Raw genomic sequence first — 21,574 nt, forward strand, 5'->3', positions numbered from 1 at the left:
TGGTATTAAAGGGTAATTGAAGGAATACTTTTTTAATAAGTGGACTGATCTTTTATTTTTGGATTGCCGCAGCGGCTTTGGGTAAAATCCGTTCTACAAATAGCGAATACGCTAATTCCGAAGGATGTAATCCGTCTTGGGCTACGAGATTAGTATTCGTTAATCCTTGTCTGGTGATATCAGTAATGTTTGTAAACTCAATAGTATTATCTGTGCAATATTTTTTGGCGAAAGCATTATATCCATCAATTTCAATAGAAATCCGCAATTGATTTCCAGAACCTTGGCCAAAGGGGGTATAGGCATAATCTGGAATAGAAACTACAATGACATTACCTTTATCTCCTTTTGCGCAAGCAATAGCTTTAGTTACTAATTCAGGAAACTCTTTCTCGTATACCGAAAAAGGTTTGTTTTGATATTGATTGTTTACACCAATTAGTAAGGTTACCAAATCATAATCTGATCTTGTGTTTTGTAAATAAACAGCCGAAATTAAGTTGGTGGTAGTCCAGCCCGTTTGCGCAATAAGCTTTAAAGGATAATTATTATTTGGATTTAAATTACTTAAACTTTTCTTGAGTTGTTCCGGAAATCTGCAGGTTTCACATACACTTTGACCAATGGTATAACTGTCGCCAAGTGCTAAATAGCTAAAGGTTTGATTTTGTGTTTGCGGGACTGTTATTAATGTAGGATTTGTAACGGTTGGTGCAGAAGTCGTTTTAGGAATTGGATTTTCACTGCTACAACTTGCAATTAAAAGTAATAAAAGGAACGTAACTATTATTTGAAAATGTTTTTTCATTATTTTGAAATTTGGAAAGAGTTATTTCTAAATAATAGTTACGTTTGTTTGGTAGTATTGGTTTTATGCCAATTCGACATTCATCATAATTGTTTCTTCGATTGCATCCCAAAGTCCGATTCTTTTTTCCAAAGCTAAAATCGAAACTTCCTCTACATCAGACCATTTTTGTGGGTCATTACCACAAAGTTCTGTTATCATTTTCATCGCCATAGGACCGTGTTCGTCAGCATCTAATTCGATATGTCTTTCAAAATAGTAAATCAATTTACTTAAATCAGTTTGGGGAAAATTTTCCTGAAAATTTTTCAGGATTGCGGTAAACATACTTGGAATCAAGTCCTCTCTTCCAAAAGTAAATGCTGCAGCAATTTCATGTGTTTTTCCTTCATCGATTACTCGGAAAGTGAAGTCTAAAAAGGCTTTAATGTTAGGGTGTAGATTGCTTTTTTTGATAGCAACAAACACGTTGTTAAGAGAATGAACTTCAGTTAAAAAATGTTCAATCCCATTAGTATTGGCGCCACAAGATTTCATCGCTTCAATATACATTTCGTAATGACTCTGATGGCGGCCGTCCATAGTTAGATCGGTCTCTTCAGCCAAAACAATTTCGTTAATTAAATATCTTGTTTCTGGATTTTCGGTAGCAAACCAGGGAGTAGTAGTGCAAGTTAATTTGGATTGTAGTGCTTTTAATAAGGACATGAAGTCCCAAACTGCAAAAACGTGGTTTTCTAAAAAAGTGTGCAAATCCTCAATTGTTTGTACTTTTTTATATAAGGAATGTTGTAACAACGATTCTTTTTGAGCATGAATCGTCTTGTTAATTGCTTCAATATTCATAGTGGTATTTTTTGATGTAAATATAAAAAAGCTTCTTGTGTCCAAGAAGCTTTTACTATCAATTTTATAAATACTTTAATAGTTGTTCATTACTATTTAAAAGCAGGAATTCCCGTGATATCCATACCTGTAATTAACAAGTGAATATCGTGAGTTCCTTCATAAGTAATCACTGATTCTAAATTCATCATATGACGCATAATAGAATACTCTCCGGTAATTCCCATTCCGCCAAGCATTTGTCTGGCTTCACGAGCGATGTGAATGGCCATATCTACATTGTTTCTTTTTGCCATAGAAATTTGAGCAGTTGTAGCTCTTCCTTCATTTCTCAAAACACCTAATCTCCAAGTTAACAATTGTGCTTTGGTGATTTCAGTAATCATTTCGGCTAATTTCTTTTGTTGCAATTGAGTTCCTGCGATAGGTTTGTCAAACTGAATTCTTTCTTTAGCGTAACGTAAAGCGGTGTCATAACAGTCCATTGCGGCGCCAATAGCACCCCAGGCAATTCCGTAACGTGCCGAATCCAGACAGCCTAATGGGGCTCCTAATCCAGATTTATTTGGTAGTAAATTTTCTTTTGGTACTTTTACATTGTCAAAAATTAACTCTCCTGTTGAAGAGGCACGAAGGGACCATTTGTTATGTGTTTCAGGAGTTGTAAAACCCTTCATTCCTCGCTCTATAATTAAACCGTGAATTCTCCCTTCTTCATTTTTTGCCCAAACTATTGCAATATCGGCAAACGGAGCGTTTGAAATCCACATCTTTGCACCATTCAATAGATAATGATCACCCATATCTTTAAAGTTGGTTATCATACTTCCTGGATCAGAACCATAGTTAGGTTCCGTTAATCCAAAACATCCCATGTATTCTCCGGTAGCTAGTTTTGGTAAGTATTTCATGCGTTGTTCTTCATTTCCGTATTTCCAGATTGGATACATTACTAACGAAGATTGCACAGATGAGGTAGAACGAACGCCAGAATCTCCGCGTTCTATTTCTTGCATGATTAATCCGTAGGATATCTGATCTAAACCTGCGCCGCCATACTCCTCGGGAATATAAGGACCAAAACCACCAATTTCGCCCAAACCTTTTATGATTTGTTTTGGGAATTCCGCTTTTTGAGCATATTCTTCAATAATAGGAGACACTTCGCGTTTTACCCATGCACGAGCAGAATCACGCACTAATTTGTGTTCTTCTGTTAATAAATCGTCAAGGTTGTAATAATCCGGAGCTTGAAATAAATCTGGTTTCATGGTTATGATTTTTAAAAGAACAAATTTACGTAAAGAAATATAACAAAAGCATTATAAAATGTTATATATTTTTAATTTAATTAAAAAGTATCAATTTAAAAAAATAGGACTGTATTAAAGGCTAAAGTATTCTTTTTTAATACGGTTTAAGGATAGTTTTGAAAGACCAAAGTTGCCAATTGTCTCTAATTTTCATTACATTTTCAAATAAAAATCCTTAGTCAATTCGATATATTCGGGTGTATATTGATGTCTTGAAGTTTCGATAATCAGTTCATCAATAGGAAAGTCAATTTTTTCATAGCGACTGAAAGCTAATAAACTCCTTTTAATTTCGGTAGTCGCGGTTCCTTTAACTCTGGTTATTTTTAAAGGATATAATTCATACTCTTTGGCTAGAGCCAAGAAATTTTCTTCTTCTTTGACAGGAATTATTACAGCAAGAATTCCGTTTTCCGAAAGTAACAAGTCGGCGGCTTCAATTAAATCTTCAAATGGCATGGCGTCAGCAAAACGGGCTAAATCGCGCTGTTCGTTGTCAGATTTGTAATCATCAGTATAAAATGGAGGATTGGAAACAATTAAATCGTATTCGTCTTCAGGTTCTTCTACAAATTCATCCAAGCCGGCATGAAAACAAAATAAGCGATCACTCCAAGGGGAGTTTTCAAAATTATCTACAGATTGTTCGTAGGCTTCTTCGTCGATTTCCAAAGCATCAATTTGTTCCGCATTGCTTCTTTGTGCCAGCATCAAGGCGATTACGCCTGTTCCCGCTCCAATATCTAAAATACTAAAAGGATTGTTTTCAATTGGGGTCCATGCACCAAGTAAAACCCCGTCGGTTCCAATTTTCATGGCACAACGATCTTGCTGGATTGAGAATTGCTTGAAACTAAACATGGAGAATTTTTATTTCAGATTTCAGATTAACGATTTTTAAGGAACGGAACACTAAAAACTGAATACTGAACACTATTTTAAAGGTACATTTCAATAAGTCCTTCTGGTAAATCCATGATAACTTTCTTGTTTTCACGGTCGATTTTGACCAGAAAATGATCAATCATAGGAATAAGAATTTCTACATCTCCATTTAAAACCTCAAAAAGAGGTTGGGCGGTAGTGTCGTTTATGGATTGAATTTTTCCGACAACACCAAGTCGCTTGTCTTCAACTTCAAAACCAATAACTTCGTGAAAATAGAATTTGTTGCCAGTAAGTTTTGGTAACATTTTTAGAGGCAGATAGATGGCGTTACCTATAATTGCATCGGCATCCTCTTCGGTATTCATGTCTTCAAAACGAATTCTAAGAAAATCGTTTTTGTGAAGGGAGCTATTTTCAATAAAAAAAGGAACCAAGTGTTTGTTGCATTCAACAAACACTGATTCCAAGTTTTCGTATAACTGAGGTTCGTCCGTATCTAAATAGGCAAGAACTTCCCCTTTGAAACTAAATTTTTTGGCGATTTTACCTAAATAGAAACAATCTTCTTTACGCATCTTCGCCTTCTAAAATTATGCTTCAGTTATTTCGTTATTTTCTTCTGCAGCAGGAGCTTCTTCAGCTTCCACTTCAGCAACTTCTTCTTCTACAGCAGGAGTTGCAGCAGCAATAGCATCTGCTTCAGCTTGTGCAGCTGCAGCTAAGCGTTTTGCGTTTACATCTTGTTCTGCTTTGAAAGCTTTAGCTTTAACATCTGCTTGTGCTTTTGTCAAACCTTCTTTTTTAGCATCAACTGTTCCTGTTTTTTCTTCTAACCAAGTTGCTAATTTTGCATCAGCTTGTTCTTGAGTTAGCGCCCCTTTACGAATACCACCATCAAGGTGATGTTTCAATAAAGCTCCTTTGTAAGAAAGAATTGCTCTAGCAGTATCGGTTGGTTGAGCACCATTGTGCAACCATTTTACTGCACTATCAATATTTAAATCGATAGTTGCTGGGTTTGTGTTTGGATTGTAAGTACCGATTTTCTCTAAATATTTACCATCTCTTTTTGAGCGAGCATCCGCCGCTACAACCCAGTAAAAAGGTTTTCCTTTTTTACCGTGTCTTTGTAATCTAATTTTTACTGACATAATCTTGTGATTAAATTTTGAGGTACTCGACCTCTATTAATTAAGGGTGCAAAGATACGTTTTTTATTGATAAATACAAATCAGATGGGTGTTTTAATGAGGTGTAATAGGTTAGATAAAAAACGAGTGTGTTTTTTGTTTTTGTTTTTAAATTTTCTGTTTAAAATGATTTACTTTTGTTTAGGTTAATGGCATCTATTATGAAAAAAAATCTTTTACTTATTAGTGTTGTCTTCGCATTTATTTCGTGTCAAGAAGATGTTCGATTCAATAATCCTTCTTTGCAAGGGATGAAAGACAGTGTCTTTTGGAGGGCTATAGAGAGTAAGGCAACTAAAGGTACGAACGGTTCTTTGGTTATTGAAGCGTATACCGGAAACGAGACTTTAACCATTAAATTGGATTCTTATATTGAAAAAAGTTATTTTTTAGGAAATAGTACTTCCAGAACTGCGACCTATGTGTTATCCGGCCCAACTGGATTAATAACATTTTCTACAGGTTTTGGTGTTGGAGATGGTCAAATTGTAATAACTAAATATGATGCTGCGAATAATACGGTTAGCGGCACATTTAAATTTAATGCAGAAAACACGTACAAAAATCCATTAGCAGGTGACGTTGTAAATTTTCAGCAGGGTGTTTTTTATAAAGTGCCTGTGAGGTAATTTGTTCAGTGAATTGAGGTAAATTATAATCTTGAATAGGTTCTGGATTTTACTTTTAAATATTTTTCATATCCTTTTTGAAAAATAAAAAACATAAATAAGCTAATATGTAGTGTATTAGAAAAAAATAGGTGTACATTTGTTCTATTATTTAAATAAGTACATATGAATATTTTTGTTGGAAGTCTTCCATTCAGTATTGAGGAAGCAGATTTAAGAGAGTCTTTCGAGGCTTACGGAGCAGTTGATTCAGTTAAAATTATTACTGATAAATTTACTGGAAGAAGTAAAGGGTTTGGTTTTGTTGAGATGCCAAATGATGATGAAGCTCAAAAAGCAATTGATGAATTGAACGGTGCAACTGTTCAAGGACGTGCAATAGTTGTAAACAAATCTGAGCCAAAACCAGAAGGCGAAAGAAGAAGTTTTAACAATAACAGTCGTGGTGGAGATTCACGCGGTGGTTATGGTGGTGGAAACAGCCGTGGTGGAGAAAACCGTGGTGGTGGAAACAGAGGAGGATATTAATATTTTTTTCTAGCTATAAAAAAAGGTGTCAATTTATTGACACCTTTTTTGTTGTTTATTATTTTGTTTAAAGCTGAGTAAAAGCTAAAAGTGAGTGTTGTTTTTTCAGGTTGTAATCTTAGCTATTACTCAATTTTTAAACAAAAGAAACTTTATAGATTAGCAACTAACCAGTCGCCAACTTCACTAGTTTTATACGATTTTGCATCTTTTCCGGCTAAATCCTCTGTTACAATTCCTTGTTCCAATGATTTGTTTACTACGGTTCTAATAGCTTCTGCTTCTTCTTTTAATCCAAAAGCATCTTCAAACATCATTGCTGCAGATAAAACTGTCGCTAATGGATTAGCGATATTTAATCCTGTAGCTTGTGGATACGACCCGTGAATAGGTTCGTACAGTGAAGTGTGTTCTCCTACAGATGCTGATGGCATTAGTCCCATAGAGCCTGAAATTACAGAAGCTTCATCCGTTAAGATGTCTCCAAATAAGTTTTCAGTAATTAAGACGTCGTAAGAATTCGGCCATTGAACTAAACGCATGGCAACCGCATCAACAAATTCATAACTTACCGTTACTTCAGGATAGTCTTTCTCCATGGCTTGTACAGTTTCTCTCCACAAGCGAGAAGTTTCCATTACATTGGCCTTGTCTACACAACACAATTTTTTAGTTCGGGTCATCGCCAATTCAAAACCTTTCTTGGCTAAACGTTGAACTTCTGCCCTAGTGTAAGTACACGTGTCATAAGCTGTTTCGCCATCGTCTTTTCTTCCTTTTTCACCAAAATAAATTCCTCCGGTAAGTTCTCTTAAAAAGATTAAATCTGTTCCTTCAATACGTTCTCTTTTCAAAGGAGAGTTGTCAATCAAAGATGGGAAAGTAAATGTAGGACGTACATTAGCAAACAATCCTAGTTTTTTACGCATCAATAATAAACCTTGTTCTGGTCGTACAGGTGCACTGGGGTCATTATCATATTTTGGGTGTCCGATAGCTCCAAATAGAACGGCATCAGCAGCCATGCAAATTTCGTGCGTTTCATCAGGATAAGGAACTCCAACAGCATCAATTGCACAAGCTCCTGTAAGAGCTGGAGTCCAATTGATTTCGTGGTTAAATTTTTTTGCAATAGCATCAGAAACTTTTACAGCTTCATTGATAACTTCTGGTCCAATTCCGTCTCCGGCTAAAAGGGCTATGTTAAATTTCATTAGGTATTTTTTAAATTAATATCGTTTTTTTTATTTATCGTTATTGGGGAGTAGCCACATTCAACATCTTTTGCGTAGCAATTATTGCGGCAACTGTTTGATCTGAATCTAATCCTCTCGTTTTAAATTCTTTTCCATGATTAGTCCAGGTAATTATGGTTTCGCATAACGCATCTGAGCTACTTCCTGGAGGAATTCGTACTGCATAGTCAATCAATTTAGGCAATTCCATTTTTTTACTTTTATAAATTTTTGATAAAGCATTCATAAAAGCATCAAATTGTCCATCACCTTGAGCATTTTCTTCAATGATTTCTCCATCAATTTTTAAACAGAGCGTGGTAGAAGGTCGCATTCCCTTGGCGTGAACCAATACATAAGACTCGACCACAATTCTCTCTTCGTAAGTCTGGCTGTCTAAAACATCAGAAATAATATAAGGTAAATCTTCTTTGGTAACGGTTTCTTTTTTGTCGCCTAATTCAATGATGCGTTGGGTAACTAATTTTAGATCTTCTGGATTTAATTTCAGCCCTAATTCCTGAAGGTTTTTTTCAATATTGGCTTTGCCAGAAGTTTTTCCTAATGCATATTTTCGTTTTCTTCCAAAGCGTTCCGGAAGCAAATCATTAAAATATAAATTATTTTTGTTGTCGCCATCGGCATGAATACCTGCTGTTTGAGTAAAAACATTGTCTCCAACAATAGGTTTGTTAGCAGGAATTCTATATCCTGTGAATGTTTCTACCAATTTACTCACAGAGTATAATGAAGATTCTTTTACGCTGATTTTTATTTCTGGTAAAAAGTCGTTGATTACGGCAACAGTACTTTCAAGCGGTGCATTTCCAGCACGTTCTCCCATTCCGTTTACGGTTACGTGAAGTCCTTGAATACCCGCTTTTACGGCCTCCATTACATTAGCGATACTTAAATCGTAGTCGTTATGCGCATGAAAATCAAAATGGGTATTTGGGTATCGCGCTATAATTTTCGAAATAAAATCAAAAGTTTCAGAAGGGATTAAAACGCCTAAAGTGTCCGGTAGTAAGACTCTTTTAATCGGTTGTTGGGTTAAAAAATCTAAATATTGAAACACATATTCAGGTGAATTACGCATTCCGTTACTCCAATCTTCAAGATAGACATTCGTTTCAATATTGTTTTCTTGAGCTAATACAATGGCTTGAGCAATTTCGGTAAAATGTTGTTCAGGCGTTTTTTTTAATTGATGCGTTAAATGGTTGAGGGATCCTTTGGTTAGCAAATTTTGGACTTTAGCTCCGGCCTTTTTCATCCAATCTATTGAAAGTCCACCGTCTACAAAAGTTAAAACTTCAATTCGGTTAGAATATTCTTTCTCATTAGCCCAGGTCATTATCCCTTTTACACCTTGAAATTCTCCTTCGCTGACACGTGCAGAAGCAATTTCAATTCTATCAATATTTAATTCTTCCAGCAACAATTGTGCAATGGTTAGTTTTTCTGCAGCAGAAAATGATACTCCCGATGTTTGTTCGCCATCACGGAGCGTCGTATCCATTATTTCAATTTTTCTTTTTTCCATTATAAATCTGATGCTAAAAGCGGTTTCGATTTCAGTAATTTGAAATCTTGTTGTTGTATTTTATAAAATAGTAAAAAGCAGTTACTAAGCTAACAATAAAGTTGAGCTTACAGTAACTGCATTTTTATTGTTTGTTTTTAGTAAGGAAGCTTATTGGCAAACCCAACAATTTCTTCTTTGATGTTTTGTAAGTAATCAATATCATCAAAACCGTTAACCATATTGTCTTTCTTGTATCCAGAGATATCAAAAGATTCTTTTTGGCCAGTTGCTTTTAAAGTAATGGTTTGTTCCGGAAGATTTATTTCCAATTCTGTTTTTGGATCAGCTTCAATAGCTTTGAAAATTGTTTCAGCAAATTCCGGACTAACTTGTACTGGTAAAACACCAATGTTTAAGCAGTTTCCTTTAAAGATGTCTGCGAAGAAACTAGAAACAACTGCACGGAATCCGTAATCGTAAACTGCCCAAGCTGCGTGCTCTCTTGAAGAACCCGAACCAAAGTTTTTTCCGCCTACTAATATTTTTCCACTGTAAGTTGCGTCATTCAATACGAAATCTGCTTTTGGAGTATCATCTCCGTTGTATCTCCAGTCCCTGAAAAGGTTGTCTCCAAAAGCTTCCCTTTTCGTAGCTTTCAAGAAACGTGCTGGGATGATTTGATCGGTATCCACATTTTCTATTGGTAGTGGCACTGCACTACTGGTAAGGATATTAAATTTATCGTATGCCATTGTTATTTATGATTTTTGATTAACGATTGCTGATTTTTGATTTACCTTAAGGGAAATGGAATCGTAATCGTTAATGTTATTTTGTGTAATCTAAATTGTATAATTTGCTGAATGTTGTAAAAGACGCTACAATTTGTAGACTTAGCGAAATCTGAATTCAAAAATCGTTACTCTACATTCTGAAATCTTTTAAAACAAATCTCTTGGGTCTGTTAGTTTTCCAGTAACTGCAGCAGCAGCGGCCATAATTGGACTCGCCAATAATGTTCTTGAACCTGGACCTTGACGACCTTCGAAGTTTCTGTTTGAAGTACTTACTGCATATTTTCCTGCAGGTACTTTGTCATCATTCATCGCTAAACAAGCGGAACAACCTGGCTGACGCAATACAAAACCAGCTTCAGTAAGAATATCCAAAAGGCCTTCTTCTTTAATCTGTGCTTCTACTACGTGAGAACCTGGAACCAACCAAGCGGTAACATTATCTGCTTTTTTTCTTCCTTTTACAATTTCTGTAAAAGCTCTAAAATCTTCAATTCTACCATTGGTACAACTTCCTAAGAAAACAAAATCAATTGGTTTGCCAATCATTACGTCATTTTCTTCAAAGCCCATGTAAGCTAAAGATTTTTTATACGTTTCGGCGCCACCTTCTACTTGGTTAGCGCTTGGAATATTTTTTGAGATACCAATTCCCATTCCAGGATTTGTACCATAGGTAATCATTGGTTCAATATCTGCAGCATTGATGTTTAATTCTGCATCAAAAATTGCATCAGCATCTGTTTTTAATGTTTTCCAATACGCTACCGCTTTTGTCCAAGCCTCGCCTTTTGGAGCGTACAATCTTCCTTCTAAGAAATCGAATGTTTTTTGGTCTGGGGCGATCATACCACCACGAGCACCCATTTCGATACTCAAGTTACAAACGGTCATACGGCCTTCCATAGACATGTTTTCAAAAACATCTCCTGCATATTCTGCGAAATATCCTGTACCTCCAGAAGTAGTTAATTGTGCAATGATATAAAGTGCAACGTCTTTTGGACCAACACCTTTACTCAATTCGCCATTTACGTTGATACGCATTTTCTTTGGTTTCGGTTGCATGATACATTGAGTAGCCATCACCATTTCAACCTCAGAAGTTCCGATACCAAAAGCAATAGCGCCAAAAGCACCATGCGTAGAAGTATGAGAATCTCCACAAACAATAGTTGCACCCGGTAAAGTAATTCCGTTTTCAGGACCTACTACGTGAACGATTCCATTTTTTTGGTGACCTAATCCCCAGTGAGAAATACCATATTCTGCTGCGTTGTCTTCCAATGCTTTTAATTGATTAGCAGATAAAGCATCAGCAACAGGTAAGTGTTGATTTATTGTTGGTGTATTGTGATCGGCAGTTGCAAAAGTGCGTTCTGGGTATAAAACCGTAATACCTCTTTCTTTTAAACCTAAAAAAGCTACAGGACTAGTAACTTCATGGATGAAATGACGGTCAATAAAAAACACATCTGGTCCATCTTCAATTTTACGCACAACATGCGAATCCCATACTTTGTCAAATAATGTAGTACTCATTTTAAATATTTTTTAAGTGTATTTCTTTTTTTACAACCAAATTATTTACATAAAGTTGTAACAATGGGAACAAATTTAAAAAAAGAAATAAGGTTGTCAATTTTAATATTTGATTATATACGATACCCAAACTGTTTTTACAACACCTTACCTCTTCTGTTATAGGTTTGTAGTTTGAATACCTTCTTTTTGTTTTGATATTAAATTTCTTTTAAATCTATTTTTCTTTTAAATCGGTCCAATTTGATAATTTGCAAATTTATCGGTATTTTAATATAAAAGAAGGTTTTTTGATTCAAAAAATACAATAAAATGAATTTAAATACTAATAATTAACAAAATTAACGGATTGTTTTATTTTTTATAACATACTTTTTTGTTGCTTTTTAGAGAACTAAAGCAGTGTTTTTTTTGTGTTTTTATTTCGATTTGTTTTAGTGAAATACTACGACATCCAAAAAATGTATGGCGAGTTTATTTGTTCTTTTTAATAGGGCAATATTGAGTGATTTTGTGCTAAAAGATGAAGTAATTCGTAAGGTGATTCTTAACGATTATTTTGAATTTTTTTGTTCTTATTTAAGGCTTCTTCTATCTAAAAAAATCCTAAATTTGAAATTCATTTTTTGTGATTTATTATAAATTTAAAGTGTTTAAAACCAGTTAAATACACAGTCTGAATCTAAAGGTTTTGGCACCCTCCCTTTCGGGGAGGGCTGGGAAGGGGATTTATGTACTTAATATTCGATACCGAAACTACAGGATTACCAAAGCGTTGGGGCGCTCCCATTTCAGATACTGACAACTGGCCGCGTTGTATTCAGATCGCTTGGCAGTTGCACGACGATATGGGAAAACTCATCGAGCATCAAGATTATTTGGTGAAGCCCGAAGGTTTTAATATCCCGTATGATGCGGAACGAATTCACGGTATTTCTACGGAATTGGCCGAAGCAGATGGTATTTCTTTGAGTGAAGTTTTAGAAAAATTCAATATCGCTTTAGGCAAAGCCAAATTCATTGTAGGTCAGAATTTAGGTTTTGACATCAATATTATGGGTTGTGAGTTTTATAGAATGGGAGTTGAAAGCCAAATGAGCTCCATGCCAATTTTGGATACCTGTACTGAAGTTACCGCTTCCTTATTGCGATTGCCAGGAGGTCGAGGCGGTAAATTCAAATTGCCAACTTTAACCGAATTACACTCTTATCTTTTTAATAAAGCTTTTGGTGAGGCACATAATGCTACTGCCGATGTAGAGGCAACTACGCGTTGTTTCTTAGAGCTAATTCGCCGCGATATTTTCACTAAAGAGGAACTCGATGTTCCAGCCAGTTATTTTCAAGATTTTCAAAGTAAGAATCCAAGTGAGATTAAACTCATTGGTTTAAAACATATAGATTTGAAATTATCTTCGGATGTTATAAGAGAAACATTTAAACAAAAACCAATAGAATCTGTTAATTTAAAGAAGTGTGTATTTGTAAATGACGAAAAATTCCAAGATTATGTAGGTGGTGTGTTTGGGTCTTTTGCATTCTCTAATATGAATGATAAAAAATCACAAGATTATATTGTTCGGGCGTTTGGTCGGGGATTTGAATCTAAATTTGGATTTATGTTCATATCTGGTTTCAAAATTGTTAAAGATTGTAAGGGGTTAGAGCATATGATGATGCAACTCATACAAATTAGAGAATTAGAACAAAAGGAGGACAATGAATTAATGAGATTCTTACCTCTTTCTCATGATGCTATTAAAGATGTAAAACAAAAAAGAGCTCTTAAGCTTTGGTTAAAAATTACTGTAAAAGGTTTTGAAGAGATGTTTGGGGATCTAGGAGGGCAAATAAATATAAATGAAATATATAGCCAATTGTTTGAAGGTAATCGTTTTCAAATTTTGGCATGTTTTTGTGGAGTAAAGAAAATTTTTGTTAGAGGGGTAGAAGAAAATCCCTTAATAAGTATAACACAAATTTCAGATAAAAATGATTTTCCTAAAAGCTTATTAAATGCAATGGAAAGGTTAAATGATAAATTATCTGAATCGGATTATGATATGAGAAATGGTTTTACAGAGATTCCACATGACTTATATATGGAAAGTGCTTTAAATAAGGATAGTATATTTGACAATATAGACGAATTAATTATTAAGCAAACTGTTATGAAGACATGGGATTTTTATAGTAGAGAATATAATAGAGTTTGGGATTCAGAAGGGAAAACTATTTTTGAACTATTAAAATTTGATTATGGGCAAGTTAAAGACATTATTATTAAAGAAAAATCATTTTTTGATAGAGGTCTTGATGAAGCAATTACTTGGGCAAACCTTCGATAGACTACAAAAATTAAATAATTTAAAAAACAAATAGTTTCAACAACTTCATTACTACTATCTATGTACTTAATATTCGATACCGAAACTACAGGATTACCGAAGCGTTGGGGCGCTCCCATTTCAGATACGGATAACTGGCCGCGTTGTATTCAAATCGCTTGGCAGTTGCACGACGATATGGGAAAACTCATCGAGCATCAGGATTATTTGGTGAAGCCCGAAGGTTTTAATATTCCGTATGACGCGGAACGAATTCACGGTATTTCTACGGAACTGGCAGATGCCGATGGTATTTCGTTGGCAGAAGTTTTGGAAAAATTCAATATTGCATTAGGCAAAGCCAAATTTATTGTAGGTCAGAATTTAGGTTTTGATATCAATATTATGGGTTGCGAATTTTATAGAATGGGTGTGGAGAGCCCTATGAGTGCCATGCCTATTTTGGATACGTGTACTGAAGTTACCGCTTCCTTATTGCGATTGCCAGGTGGTCGAGGCGGTAAATTCAAACTGCCAACCTTAACCGAATTACATAGTTATCTTTTTAATAAACCCTTTGGTGAAGCCCACAATGCAACTGCCGATGTGGAGGCAACTACGCGTTGTTTCCTGGAATTAATTCGTCGTGATATTTTCACGAAAGAAGAACTCGATGTTGAAGTTGGTTATTTTAAAGATTTTCAAAATAAGAATCCAAACGAGATTAAATTAATTGGATTAAAACATATTAATCTCAAGGAAGCTTCGAATAAAATTCAGCAGCAATTTGGCGAAAAACAAGCGCCTGCTGTTTCCAGAGCAGAACTGTCGGAGAATAAAAAAGTACTTGTCGATACACCTTTCGTTCACTTACACAACCATACCCAATTTTCAGTATTGCAATCTACGATTAGTATTGCAGCACTGGTAAAAGCAGCTTCACAACAAAAAATGCCTGCGGTGGCCATGACAGACCATGCCAATTTAATGGGTGCTTTCCATTTTGTTCGTGATATTTTATACCACAATAAAGCGGCTGAAGCTAAGAATAAAGTGGCAATTGAAAATGGTGAAGAACCTACCGAAGTTCCGATGAAACCGATTGTAGGTTGCGAATTTTTTGTTTGTGAAGACCATAAAAATAAGTCGGTTAAGGACAATGGATACCAAATAGTACTTTTGGCGAAGACCAAAAAAGGCTATCACAATTTGGCTAAAATGTCTTCCATCGCTTATACGGAAGGATTTTATTATGTGCCAAGAATTGACAGAAAAGTAATTCAGGAATTCAAAGAAGATATTATTGTTCTGTCGGGGAATCTCTATGGAGAAATTCCAAATAAAATTTTAAACGTTGGTGAAAACCAAGCCGAAGAAGCCTTGATTTGGTGGAAAAACGAGTTCAAGGAAGATTTTTATATTGAAGTGATGCGTCACAATCAGGAAGATGAAAATCGGGTGAATGCGTCTTTGATTTCATTGGCGAGAAAGCATGATGTGAAGATTGTTGCGACTAACAATACCTTTTATATAGACAAAGAAAATTCGAATGCACACGATATTTTGCTTTGTGTGCGTGACGGTGAAAAACAAACTACTCCTATTGGTCGTGGTCGAGGCTATCGTTACGGATTGCCGAATCAGGAATACTATTTCAAGTCGGGAGACGAAATGAAACAACTCTTCAATAATCTGCCGGAAGCGATTTCGAATATTTCGGAGATTGTGGATAAAATTGAAATTTTCGATTTGGCACGGGAAGTTTTATTGCCAAAATTTGAAATCCCTGTTGAATTTAATAATCCCGAAGATGCAGTTGATGGTGGGGTGCGAGGTGAAAATGCGTATTTAAGGCATTTGACTTTTGAAGGTGCCAATCGCAGATATCCTGAAATAACCGAAGAAATTCAGGAACGATTGGATTTTGAATTACTGACAATATCCAATTCCGGTTATCCAGGATATTTCCTAATTGTCCAGGATTTAATTGCTGAAGCGAGAAGTATGGGCGTTTCTGTAGGTCCTGGTCGAGGTTCTGCGGCAGGATCGGTGGTGGCGTATTGTTTGAAAATCACCAATATCGACCCGTTAATGTACAACCTGCTTTTTGAGCGTTTCCTGAATCCCGATCGTGTGTCACTACCCGATATTGATATTGATTTTGATGACGAAGGACGAAGCAGCGTAATGGATTATGTGATCAGGAAATACGGTTCAAAACAAGTGGCACAAATTATCACGTATGGTAAAATGGCAACAAAATCGGCCATTCGAGATACCGCTCGTGTGTTGGATTTACCTTTGTTCGAAGCCGATAAAATAGCAAAATTGATTCCGGGTATGATGCCTTCCAAGTGGAATTTAGCGCGATTTTTAAATGAAAAAGAAGATGTAATCAAGAAGGCCGTTCGTCCCGAAGAATACGATAAAATAAAAGAATTAATAGGTCTAGCTAATGAGAGTGATTTGGCTGGAGAAACCATTCAGCAAGCCAAAGTTTTAGAAGGGAACTTAAGAAATACAGGGATTCACGCTTGTGGAGTTATTATTACACCAAGTGATATTACTGATTTTGTTCCTGTGGCTACGGCCAAGGATTCTGATTTGTATGTGACTCAGTTTGACAACTCGGTAGTAGAAAGTGCCGGTTTGTTGAAGATGGACTTCTTGGGATTGAAAACCCTGACCTTGATAAAAGACACGGTTAAATTAGTAAAATACAGAACAGGAATCGACCTGAATCCCGACGAATTTCCTATTGATGATTTGAAGACCTATGAGCTTTTTCAACGCGGAGAAACGGTAGGGATTTTTCAATATGAGAGTCCGGGAATGCAGAAATACATGAAGGAATTGAAGCCAACGGTTTTTCCCGATTTGATTGCGATGAATGCCTTGTATCGTCCGGGACCGATTGCCTATATACCTAGTTTTGTAAAAAGAAAAAACGGTGAAGAGGAAATTATTTATGACCTAGATGCCTGCGAAGAATTGCTAAAAGATACCTACGGAATTACCGTTTACCAAGAGCAGGTAATGCTTTTGTCCCAAAAATTAGCGGATTTCTCCAAAGGTGATGCGGACGTTTTGCGTAAAGCGATGGGAAAAAAGCAAAAGGACGTTTTGGATAAAATGAAACCTAAATTTATCAGTCAGGCTGCCGCCAAAGGGCATGCCGAAGATAAACTGGAGAAAATATGGAAAGACTGGGAAGCCTTTGCGGAATATGCTTTTAATAAATCACACTCTACCTGTTATGCTTGGATTGCCTATCAAACGGCATTTTTGAAAGCGAATTATCCAGCCGAATATATGGCAGCGGTTTTGTCCAATAACATGAGTGACATTAAGCAGGTTTCGTTCTTTATGGAAGAGTGTAAACGTATGGGATTGCAAGTTTTAGGACCCGATGTGAATGAATCGTTTTATAAATTTACCGTAAATGATGATTATGCGGTGCGTTTTGGAATGGGAGCCGTAAAAGGTGTGGGTTCTGGAGCTGTGGCAACAATTGTGGAGAATAGAAAAGATGGAAGATATAAGTCGATTTTTGATTTGACCAAACGTATTGATTTGCGTGCAGCGAATAAAAAAGCGTTGGAGAATCTGGTTTTGGCTGGAGGGTTTGATTCGTTTTTAGGAACAACAAGAGCGCAATATTTTCATGATGATGGGGATGGAATTACCTTTTATGAAAAAGCGATTCGGTATGGGGCGAAGTTTCAAGAAAATGAAAATTCATCACAAGTGAGTTTGTTTGGCGATACCAGCGAAGTACAAATTGCAGAACCGGTGGTGCCACCCTGTGAGGACTGGAGTACGATGGAAAAACTCGCCAAAGAAAAAGAGGTTGTTGGAATTTATATTTCGGGACATCCACTAGACGATTACAAATTTGAAATGAAACATTTTTGTAATGCCAAGTTAGAATCATTGAAGAATATGGAACTTCATGTGAGTAAAAACCTCGCATTTGGGGGGATTATCAATAATGTGCAACATCGTGTGGCCAAAAATGGAAAAGGTTGGGGCATGTTTACATTAGAAGGGTATGATGAAAGTTATGAGTTTAGGATTTTTGGGGAGGAGTATCTAAAGTTTCGCCATTTCTTTATCCAGAATAATTTTACGTTTATGAAGGTGTTGGTAAAAGAAGGTTGGACCGACCGAGATACAGGGAAAAAAGGAGAACCAAGACTACAGTTTGTAGAGGTAAAACAATTACAAGATGTACTGGAAGTCTTTGCTAAGAAATTAATTGTACTATTAAATATTAAGGATTTAGAAACTGATTTCATCCATAAATTAAGTCATCTTTTCCAGGAAAATAAAGGAGATAATACAGTGTCTTTTGAAATTATGGAATTGGAAAAAACGAAACGACTCGTTGCCGTTTCTCCTGTAGAAATAGAAAACGAAGAAGTGGCTTTTGTCGACGAGAATGAAGATTCTGAAATGGGAGCTCTCGAAATTCCAGAGATAAATGCTGAAGCGAAAGTAGAAGAAATTGAAGAGATTAAGGTTGTAACCAAGGTGACTATGCCGAGCAGAAAGTTGAAAATAAAAATTTCGAATGAATTGTTGGTGGAGTTAGAGAAAATGCAAATTAATTTTAAATTAAATTAAGTTTTTTAACAGTTAAATGTTAGGTGTAAATTATGATTTTTAGTTAAATATTTAGTATGCGCGCATACTTTTAGCTAAAAGCTCAAATATTGTAATGATTGTTCTGGTGCGATGGTGGAGCATGGGTAAAAATTGTATTAAATTATTTTAAATTTGGTATGAATTTATTAAGAATAAAATTATGAAAAAGAATCTTTTTGTGTTAGGATTGCTAGTTTGTGCGATGTCAGTGGTTGCTCAAACTGAAAAGAAAGAAAGTTGGTATTTTAAGCTTGGAGGGTCTTACTTTATACAAGCAACTGCTACACAATTTCCAGTTGTAGGAGGGCAAACTCCAAACAGAGATGTTTATGTTGATGGAAAATTAGCTTCTAGAGAAAGTATTACGGGATCTTTTGGAGAGGGTTTTCGTTATGGGGGGAATGTAGGATATCGTTTTACACCACGTTTGGGTGTAGAAATAGGTATTAACTACTATAATAGTAATAGAAAGACAATGGTTGAAACTATAGACAGGGTAATTTCTATGACTGGAGGGCCAACGTATTTAGATTTAACTGCAGAAGGACAGGTTAAAGCTTTAGATTTAGCTCCTGCAGTTGTTTTGTTTTTAGGAGAGTTAAAAGGATTTGAACCGTATTCTAAAGTAGGTGCGATTGTTCCGGTTAATGGAAAGTTGACAATTGAAACTACTCAGGATTTTAATGGTCCAGCTGTAGGCGGAGAGAGAAAAGTATTTCAAAGTGATAAAGTTAAACCTAATGCAACTGTGGGGTTTTTAGCAGCTTTGGGGACAAGTTATAAATTAGCAAAAAATCTATCTGCATTTGGAGAAGTTGAATACCGTAATTTTACAGTGCATGGTAAAACAAAAGAAACGACAGTTTACACTGTGAATGGAGCAGATGCTTTAAGTACACGCACTACTGCTCAAATACATTCTAATTATACGGATCATTTAGATAGTATTTCTAATAATTCAGATTTTAATACAGTTGATTCTACTAAGCCAACTGACGAATTAAGTTCATACATCAGTATTAGTGGTGTTGGTTTGACTCTTGGGTTGAAATACAGCTTATAATACAAATCGATATTGAATAATTGAAGAGGCTGTTTGAGAAAATAGCCTCTTTTTTGTGTTTTAAACCAAGGTAGTTTCTTTATAATTGTATTTTTAGTACTGATTGTCCCGGAGTTTCGGGAGGCGTCCTTTTGTCCCGTCCGATGCTTCGGGACGTGACAAAAGATACAGTGAACAGCAGGAAATAGCTTCAAATAAGTATTGACAATACATTTATAATTAAAACTAATTTGAGAATGGTGTTTGGTTTGTTTTTAATATCTAAATTTGCATTGTATTTAAGGTTCGTGAAACTTTAAACTAAACTTTAAACAAAAAAATAATATGGCTTTAGCAATAACGGACGCTACTTTTGAAGAAGTAGTTTTGAAATCAGACAAACCAGTAATGGTAGATTTTTGGGCAGCGTGGTGCGGACCTTGTAGAATGGTCGGACCAATCATTGACGAACTTAGTACAGAATATGAAGGTAAAGTAGTAATAGGGAAGGTTGATGTAGATGCAAACCAAGAATTTGCTGCAAAATACGGAGTGAGAAATATTCCAACAGTGTTGGTTTTTCATAATGGAGAAGTAGTAGGAAAACAAGTAGGAGTTGCTCCGAAACAGACCTACGCTGATAGCTTAGACGCTTTGTTGTAATCGGTAGATTATGATTTATATAAAAGGTTTGACGAAAGTCAGGCCTTTTTTTTATGTCTACTATTTTAGGTGAGACGAGTCTAATTTTAATTGGATTTTATGTGCAATCGTTTAATTTTTAAATCATTCCAACTTTTACTATATTTGAGATATGAAAATCGAATCGCAAATTGAGAAAATTTCCAGCTTTCAGCATCTAGAATTGCTTGCCAATCAAGTGGTGGAAGGTTTTATTTCAGGAATGCATAAAAGTCCGTTTCATGGATTTTCGGCTGAATTTGCAGAACATAAAGTCTATAATGTAGGGGAAAGCACCAAGCATATTGATTGGAAGTTGTTTGCCAAAACGGATCGCTTGTACACAAAACGTTTCGAAGAAGAGACGAATTTGCGTTGTCATATTATTATTGATAATTCCTCCTCGATGTATTATCCAGAATTAAGTGACAAACAAGTTTTCTATGAGAATAAAATAGGATTTTCGGTTTTGGCCTCAGCGGTTTTAATGAATCTTCTAAAGAAGCAACGCGATGCTATAGGACTAAGTGTGTTTTCGGACACCTATGAGTACTACGCACCTGAAAAAGGTAGTGGCCGTCATCATCGAATGATATTAAATGCGCTTGAAAACCTGTTGGAAAAACCAACAATAAAAAAAAAGACGGATACAATTATATTTTTACATCAAATAGCGGAGAAGATTCACCGCCGTTCAATGATTATTTTGTTTACGGATATGTTTCAATCCGGCAATGAAGAAGCGTTGTTTAATGCCTTGCAACATTTGAAACACAATAAGCATAAAGTAGTTTTATTTCATGTCGTAGATAACAAAACGGAGCTAAATTTTGATTTTGATAATGCGCCAAGGAAGTTTATTGATGTAGAAACAGGAGAAGAAGTAGCTATTTTTGCAGATAATGTGAAACAAGAATACGAAAAACAAACAGAAAGGTACTTCAAGAAGCTCGCGTTGACTTGTGCACAAAACAGAATAAAGTATGTTCCGGTTAGTGTTGGTGAAAGTTTTGAAAATATTTTGACTACATACTTAGTTGAAAAACAAAACTTTGTATAATAGAGCAAAGTTTTATTGAATATTTCTTGTAAAAACACTTGCATAAACGGAAATCTATTGTATCTTTGCCACCGCAATAAAGCAGCAGGTTTGGTAGTTCAGTTGGTTAGAATACATGCCTGTCACGCATGGGGTCGCGGGTTCGAGTCCCGTCCAGACCGCTAATATTGGGGAAGCCTTTCTTAACAGAAAGGCTTTTTTGCCCCAATAAGGTATCTAAAGCTAGTTGTGTTGTTTTGGTCGGCCTTGTAAGCTGACCGGGTTTAGTAGTTAGACCAATGAAAAGCTTTCCACTTATGTGGATAGCTTTTTTGATTTAAAGGGAGTTAAGAAGCCTATTTTCTAGTATAAAATTTGTGAAGAATATTTTTTAAGTTTCCGGTGTATAAATGGAAATCTATTGTATCTTTGCCACCGCAATAAAGCAGCAGGTTTGGTAGTTCAGTTGGTTAGAATACATGCCTGTCACGCATGGGGTCGCGGGTTCGAGTCCCGTCCAGACCGCTAATATTGGGG

16 protein-coding genes, 2 tRNA genes and 1 pseudogene are annotated in these 21,574 nt (G+C 35.8%); 9 read left to right on the forward strand and 10 right to left on the reverse strand.

All coding sequences use genetic code 11. The features are described from left to right. Positions 1 to 52 precede the first annotated feature (52 nt). The 6 genes from ACFX5D_RS04335 to ACFX5D_RS04360 form a co-directional block, all read right to left on the reverse strand. A complete protein-coding gene (locus ACFX5D_RS04335) occupies positions 53 to 808 on the reverse strand; it encodes an SGNH/GDSL hydrolase family protein (protein ID WP_379857026.1) in 756 nt (251 codons plus the stop codon). A gap of 63 nt (positions 809 to 871) precedes the next feature. Then, positions 872 to 1,654, reverse strand: a complete 783-nt coding sequence (locus ACFX5D_RS04340; protein ID WP_379857027.1) for a DUF3050 domain-containing protein — start codon at positions 1,652 to 1,654, stop codon at positions 872 to 874. Between the two features lie 92 nt (positions 1,655 to 1,746). Beyond that, positions 1,747 to 2,925: an acyl-CoA dehydrogenase family protein gene (locus ACFX5D_RS04345; protein ID WP_379857028.1), complete on the reverse strand. Its 1,179-nt coding sequence runs from the start codon at positions 2,923 to 2,925 to the stop codon at positions 1,747 to 1,749. A 195-nt stretch (positions 2,926 to 3,120) separates the two neighbouring features. Then, on the reverse strand, positions 3,121 to 3,828 hold the full coding sequence (locus tag ACFX5D_RS04350) for a tRNA1(Val) (adenine(37)-N6)-methyltransferase (protein ID WP_379857029.1): 708 nt from the start codon (positions 3,826 to 3,828) through the stop codon (positions 3,121 to 3,123). A 77-nt stretch (positions 3,829 to 3,905) separates the two neighbouring features. Continuing rightward, complete coding sequence (rimM, locus tag ACFX5D_RS04355) at positions 3,906 to 4,430, reverse strand: ribosome maturation factor RimM (protein WP_379857030.1); 525 nt, start codon at positions 4,428 to 4,430, stop codon at positions 3,906 to 3,908. A gap of 15 nt (positions 4,431 to 4,445) precedes the next feature. Further along, complete coding sequence (locus ACFX5D_RS04360) at positions 4,446 to 5,006, reverse strand: 30S ribosomal protein S16 (RefSeq protein ID WP_379857031.1); 561 nt, start codon at positions 5,004 to 5,006, stop codon at positions 4,446 to 4,448. A gap of 200 nt (positions 5,007 to 5,206) precedes the next feature. Here ACFX5D_RS04360 and ACFX5D_RS04365 point away from each other — a divergent pair, with 200 nt between their 5' ends. Beyond that, a complete protein-coding gene (locus tag ACFX5D_RS04365) occupies positions 5,207 to 5,674 on the forward strand; it encodes a DUF6252 domain-containing protein (RefSeq protein WP_379857032.1) in 468 nt (155 codons plus the stop codon). A gap of 165 nt (positions 5,675 to 5,839) precedes the next feature. Further along, on the forward strand, positions 5,840 to 6,202 hold the full coding sequence (locus ACFX5D_RS04370; protein ID WP_066079550.1) for an RNA recognition motif domain-containing protein: 363 nt from the start codon (positions 5,840 to 5,842) through the stop codon (positions 6,200 to 6,202). Positions 6,203 to 6,354: 152 nt separating this feature from the next. Here the strand turns inward: ACFX5D_RS04370 and leuB are convergent, their stop codons facing one another. The 4 genes from leuB to leuC all read right to left on the reverse strand — a co-directional run bounded on the left by leuB (position 6,355) and on the right by leuC (position 11,301). Next, positions 6,355 to 7,416, reverse strand: coding sequence for a 3-isopropylmalate dehydrogenase (gene leuB / locus ACFX5D_RS04375; protein ID WP_379857033.1), 1,062 nt, complete (start codon positions 7,414 to 7,416; stop codon positions 6,355 to 6,357). A gap of 40 nt (positions 7,417 to 7,456) precedes the next feature. Continuing rightward, a complete protein-coding gene (locus ACFX5D_RS04380) occupies positions 7,457 to 8,983 on the reverse strand; it encodes an alpha-isopropylmalate synthase regulatory domain-containing protein (protein ID WP_379857034.1) in 1,527 nt (508 codons plus the stop codon). A 137-nt stretch (positions 8,984 to 9,120) separates the two neighbouring features. Further along, positions 9,121 to 9,717 carry a 3-isopropylmalate dehydratase small subunit gene (gene leuD / locus ACFX5D_RS04385; RefSeq protein WP_379857035.1) on the reverse strand — a complete coding sequence of 199 codons (597 nt, stop codon included), beginning with the start codon at positions 9,715 to 9,717 and terminating at the stop codon, positions 9,121 to 9,123. A gap of 189 nt (positions 9,718 to 9,906) precedes the next feature. Next, positions 9,907 to 11,301, reverse strand: coding sequence for a 3-isopropylmalate dehydratase large subunit (leuC, locus tag ACFX5D_RS04390; RefSeq protein WP_379857036.1), 1,395 nt, complete (start codon positions 11,299 to 11,301; stop codon positions 9,907 to 9,909). 731 nt (positions 11,302 to 12,032) lie between these two features. Here leuC and ACFX5D_RS04395 point away from each other — a divergent pair. The 7 genes and pseudogenes from ACFX5D_RS04395 to ACFX5D_RS04425 form a co-directional block, all read left to right on the forward strand. Then, a pseudogene (locus tag ACFX5D_RS04395) lies at positions 12,033 to 12,746 on the forward strand (3'-5' exonuclease); the annotation flags it as partial. A 963-nt stretch (positions 12,747 to 13,709) separates the two neighbouring features. Beyond that, complete coding sequence (gene dnaE / locus ACFX5D_RS04400; protein WP_379857037.1) at positions 13,710 to 18,254, forward strand: DNA polymerase III subunit alpha; 4,545 nt, start codon at positions 13,710 to 13,712, stop codon at positions 18,252 to 18,254. A gap of 181 nt (positions 18,255 to 18,435) precedes the next feature. Further along, a complete protein-coding gene (locus tag ACFX5D_RS04405) occupies positions 18,436 to 19,338 on the forward strand; it encodes an outer membrane beta-barrel protein (RefSeq protein ID WP_379857038.1) in 903 nt (300 codons plus the stop codon). A gap of 324 nt (positions 19,339 to 19,662) precedes the next feature. Continuing rightward, positions 19,663 to 19,980, forward strand: coding sequence for a thioredoxin (trxA, locus tag ACFX5D_RS04410; protein WP_072945763.1), 318 nt, complete (start codon positions 19,663 to 19,665; stop codon positions 19,978 to 19,980). Between the two features lie 151 nt (positions 19,981 to 20,131). Continuing rightward, positions 20,132 to 21,058, forward strand: a complete 927-nt coding sequence (locus tag ACFX5D_RS04415; protein WP_379857039.1) for a DUF58 domain-containing protein — start codon at positions 20,132 to 20,134, stop codon at positions 21,056 to 21,058. A gap of 87 nt (positions 21,059 to 21,145) precedes the next feature. Beyond that, positions 21,146 to 21,219, forward strand: a tRNA-Asp gene (locus ACFX5D_RS04420). Between the two features lie 269 nt (positions 21,220 to 21,488). After that, positions 21,489 to 21,562: transfer RNA gene (locus tag ACFX5D_RS04425), tRNA-Asp, on the forward strand. The last annotated feature ends 12 nt before the right edge of the window (positions 21,563 to 21,574 follow it).

It is taken from the genome of Flavobacterium fructosi, assembly GCF_042787335.1.
Classification (GTDB): domain Bacteria; phylum Bacteroidota; class Bacteroidia; order Flavobacteriales; family Flavobacteriaceae; genus Flavobacterium; species Flavobacterium fructosi.

Bases quoted from the DNA above. Each gene is read 5' to 3' on its own strand.
- ACFX5D_RS04345 (WP_379857028.1), bottom strand. From the start codon at position 2,925: ATGAAACCAGATTTATTTCAAGCTCCGGATTATTACAACCTTGACGAT.
- ACFX5D_RS04365 (WP_379857032.1), top strand. From the start codon at position 5,207: ATGAAAAAAAATCTTTTACTTATTAGTGTTGTCTTCGCATTTATTTCG.
- leuB (WP_379857033.1), bottom strand. From the start codon at position 7,416: ATGAAATTTAACATAGCCCTTTTAGCCGGAGACGGAATTGGACCAGAA.
- rimM (WP_379857030.1), bottom strand. From the start codon at position 4,430: ATGCGTAAAGAAGATTGTTTCTATTTAGGTAAAATCGCCAAAAAATTT.
- ACFX5D_RS04380 (WP_379857034.1), bottom strand. From the start codon at position 8,983: ATGGAAAAAAGAAAAATTGAAATAATGGATACGACGCTCCGTGATGGC.
- ACFX5D_RS04405 (WP_379857038.1), top strand. From the start codon at position 18,436: ATGAAAAAGAATCTTTTTGTGTTAGGATTGCTAGTTTGTGCGATGTCA.
- trxA (WP_072945763.1), top strand. From the start codon at position 19,663: ATGGCTTTAGCAATAACGGACGCTACTTTTGAAGAAGTAGTTTTGAAA.
- ACFX5D_RS04350 (WP_379857029.1), bottom strand. From the start codon at position 3,828: ATGTTTAGTTTCAAGCAATTCTCAATCCAGCAAGATCGTTGTGCCATG.
- ACFX5D_RS04415 (WP_379857039.1), top strand. From the start codon at position 20,132: ATGAAAATCGAATCGCAAATTGAGAAAATTTCCAGCTTTCAGCATCTA.
- ACFX5D_RS04335 (WP_379857026.1), bottom strand. From the start codon at position 808: ATGAAAAAACATTTTCAAATAATAGTTACGTTCCTTTTATTACTTTTA.
- leuC (WP_379857036.1), bottom strand. From the start codon at position 11,301: ATGAGTACTACATTATTTGACAAAGTATGGGATTCGCATGTTGTGCGT.
- ACFX5D_RS04360 (WP_379857031.1), bottom strand. From the start codon at position 5,006: ATGTCAGTAAAAATTAGATTACAAAGACACGGTAAAAAAGGAAAACCT.
- dnaE (WP_379857037.1), top strand. From the start codon at position 13,710: ATGTACTTAATATTCGATACCGAAACTACAGGATTACCGAAGCGTTGG.
- leuD (WP_379857035.1), bottom strand. From the start codon at position 9,717: ATGGCATACGATAAATTTAATATCCTTACCAGTAGTGCAGTGCCACTA.
- ACFX5D_RS04340 (WP_379857027.1), bottom strand. From the start codon at position 1,654: ATGAATATTGAAGCAATTAACAAGACGATTCATGCTCAAAAAGAATCG.
- ACFX5D_RS04370 (WP_066079550.1), top strand. From the start codon at position 5,840: ATGAATATTTTTGTTGGAAGTCTTCCATTCAGTATTGAGGAAGCAGAT.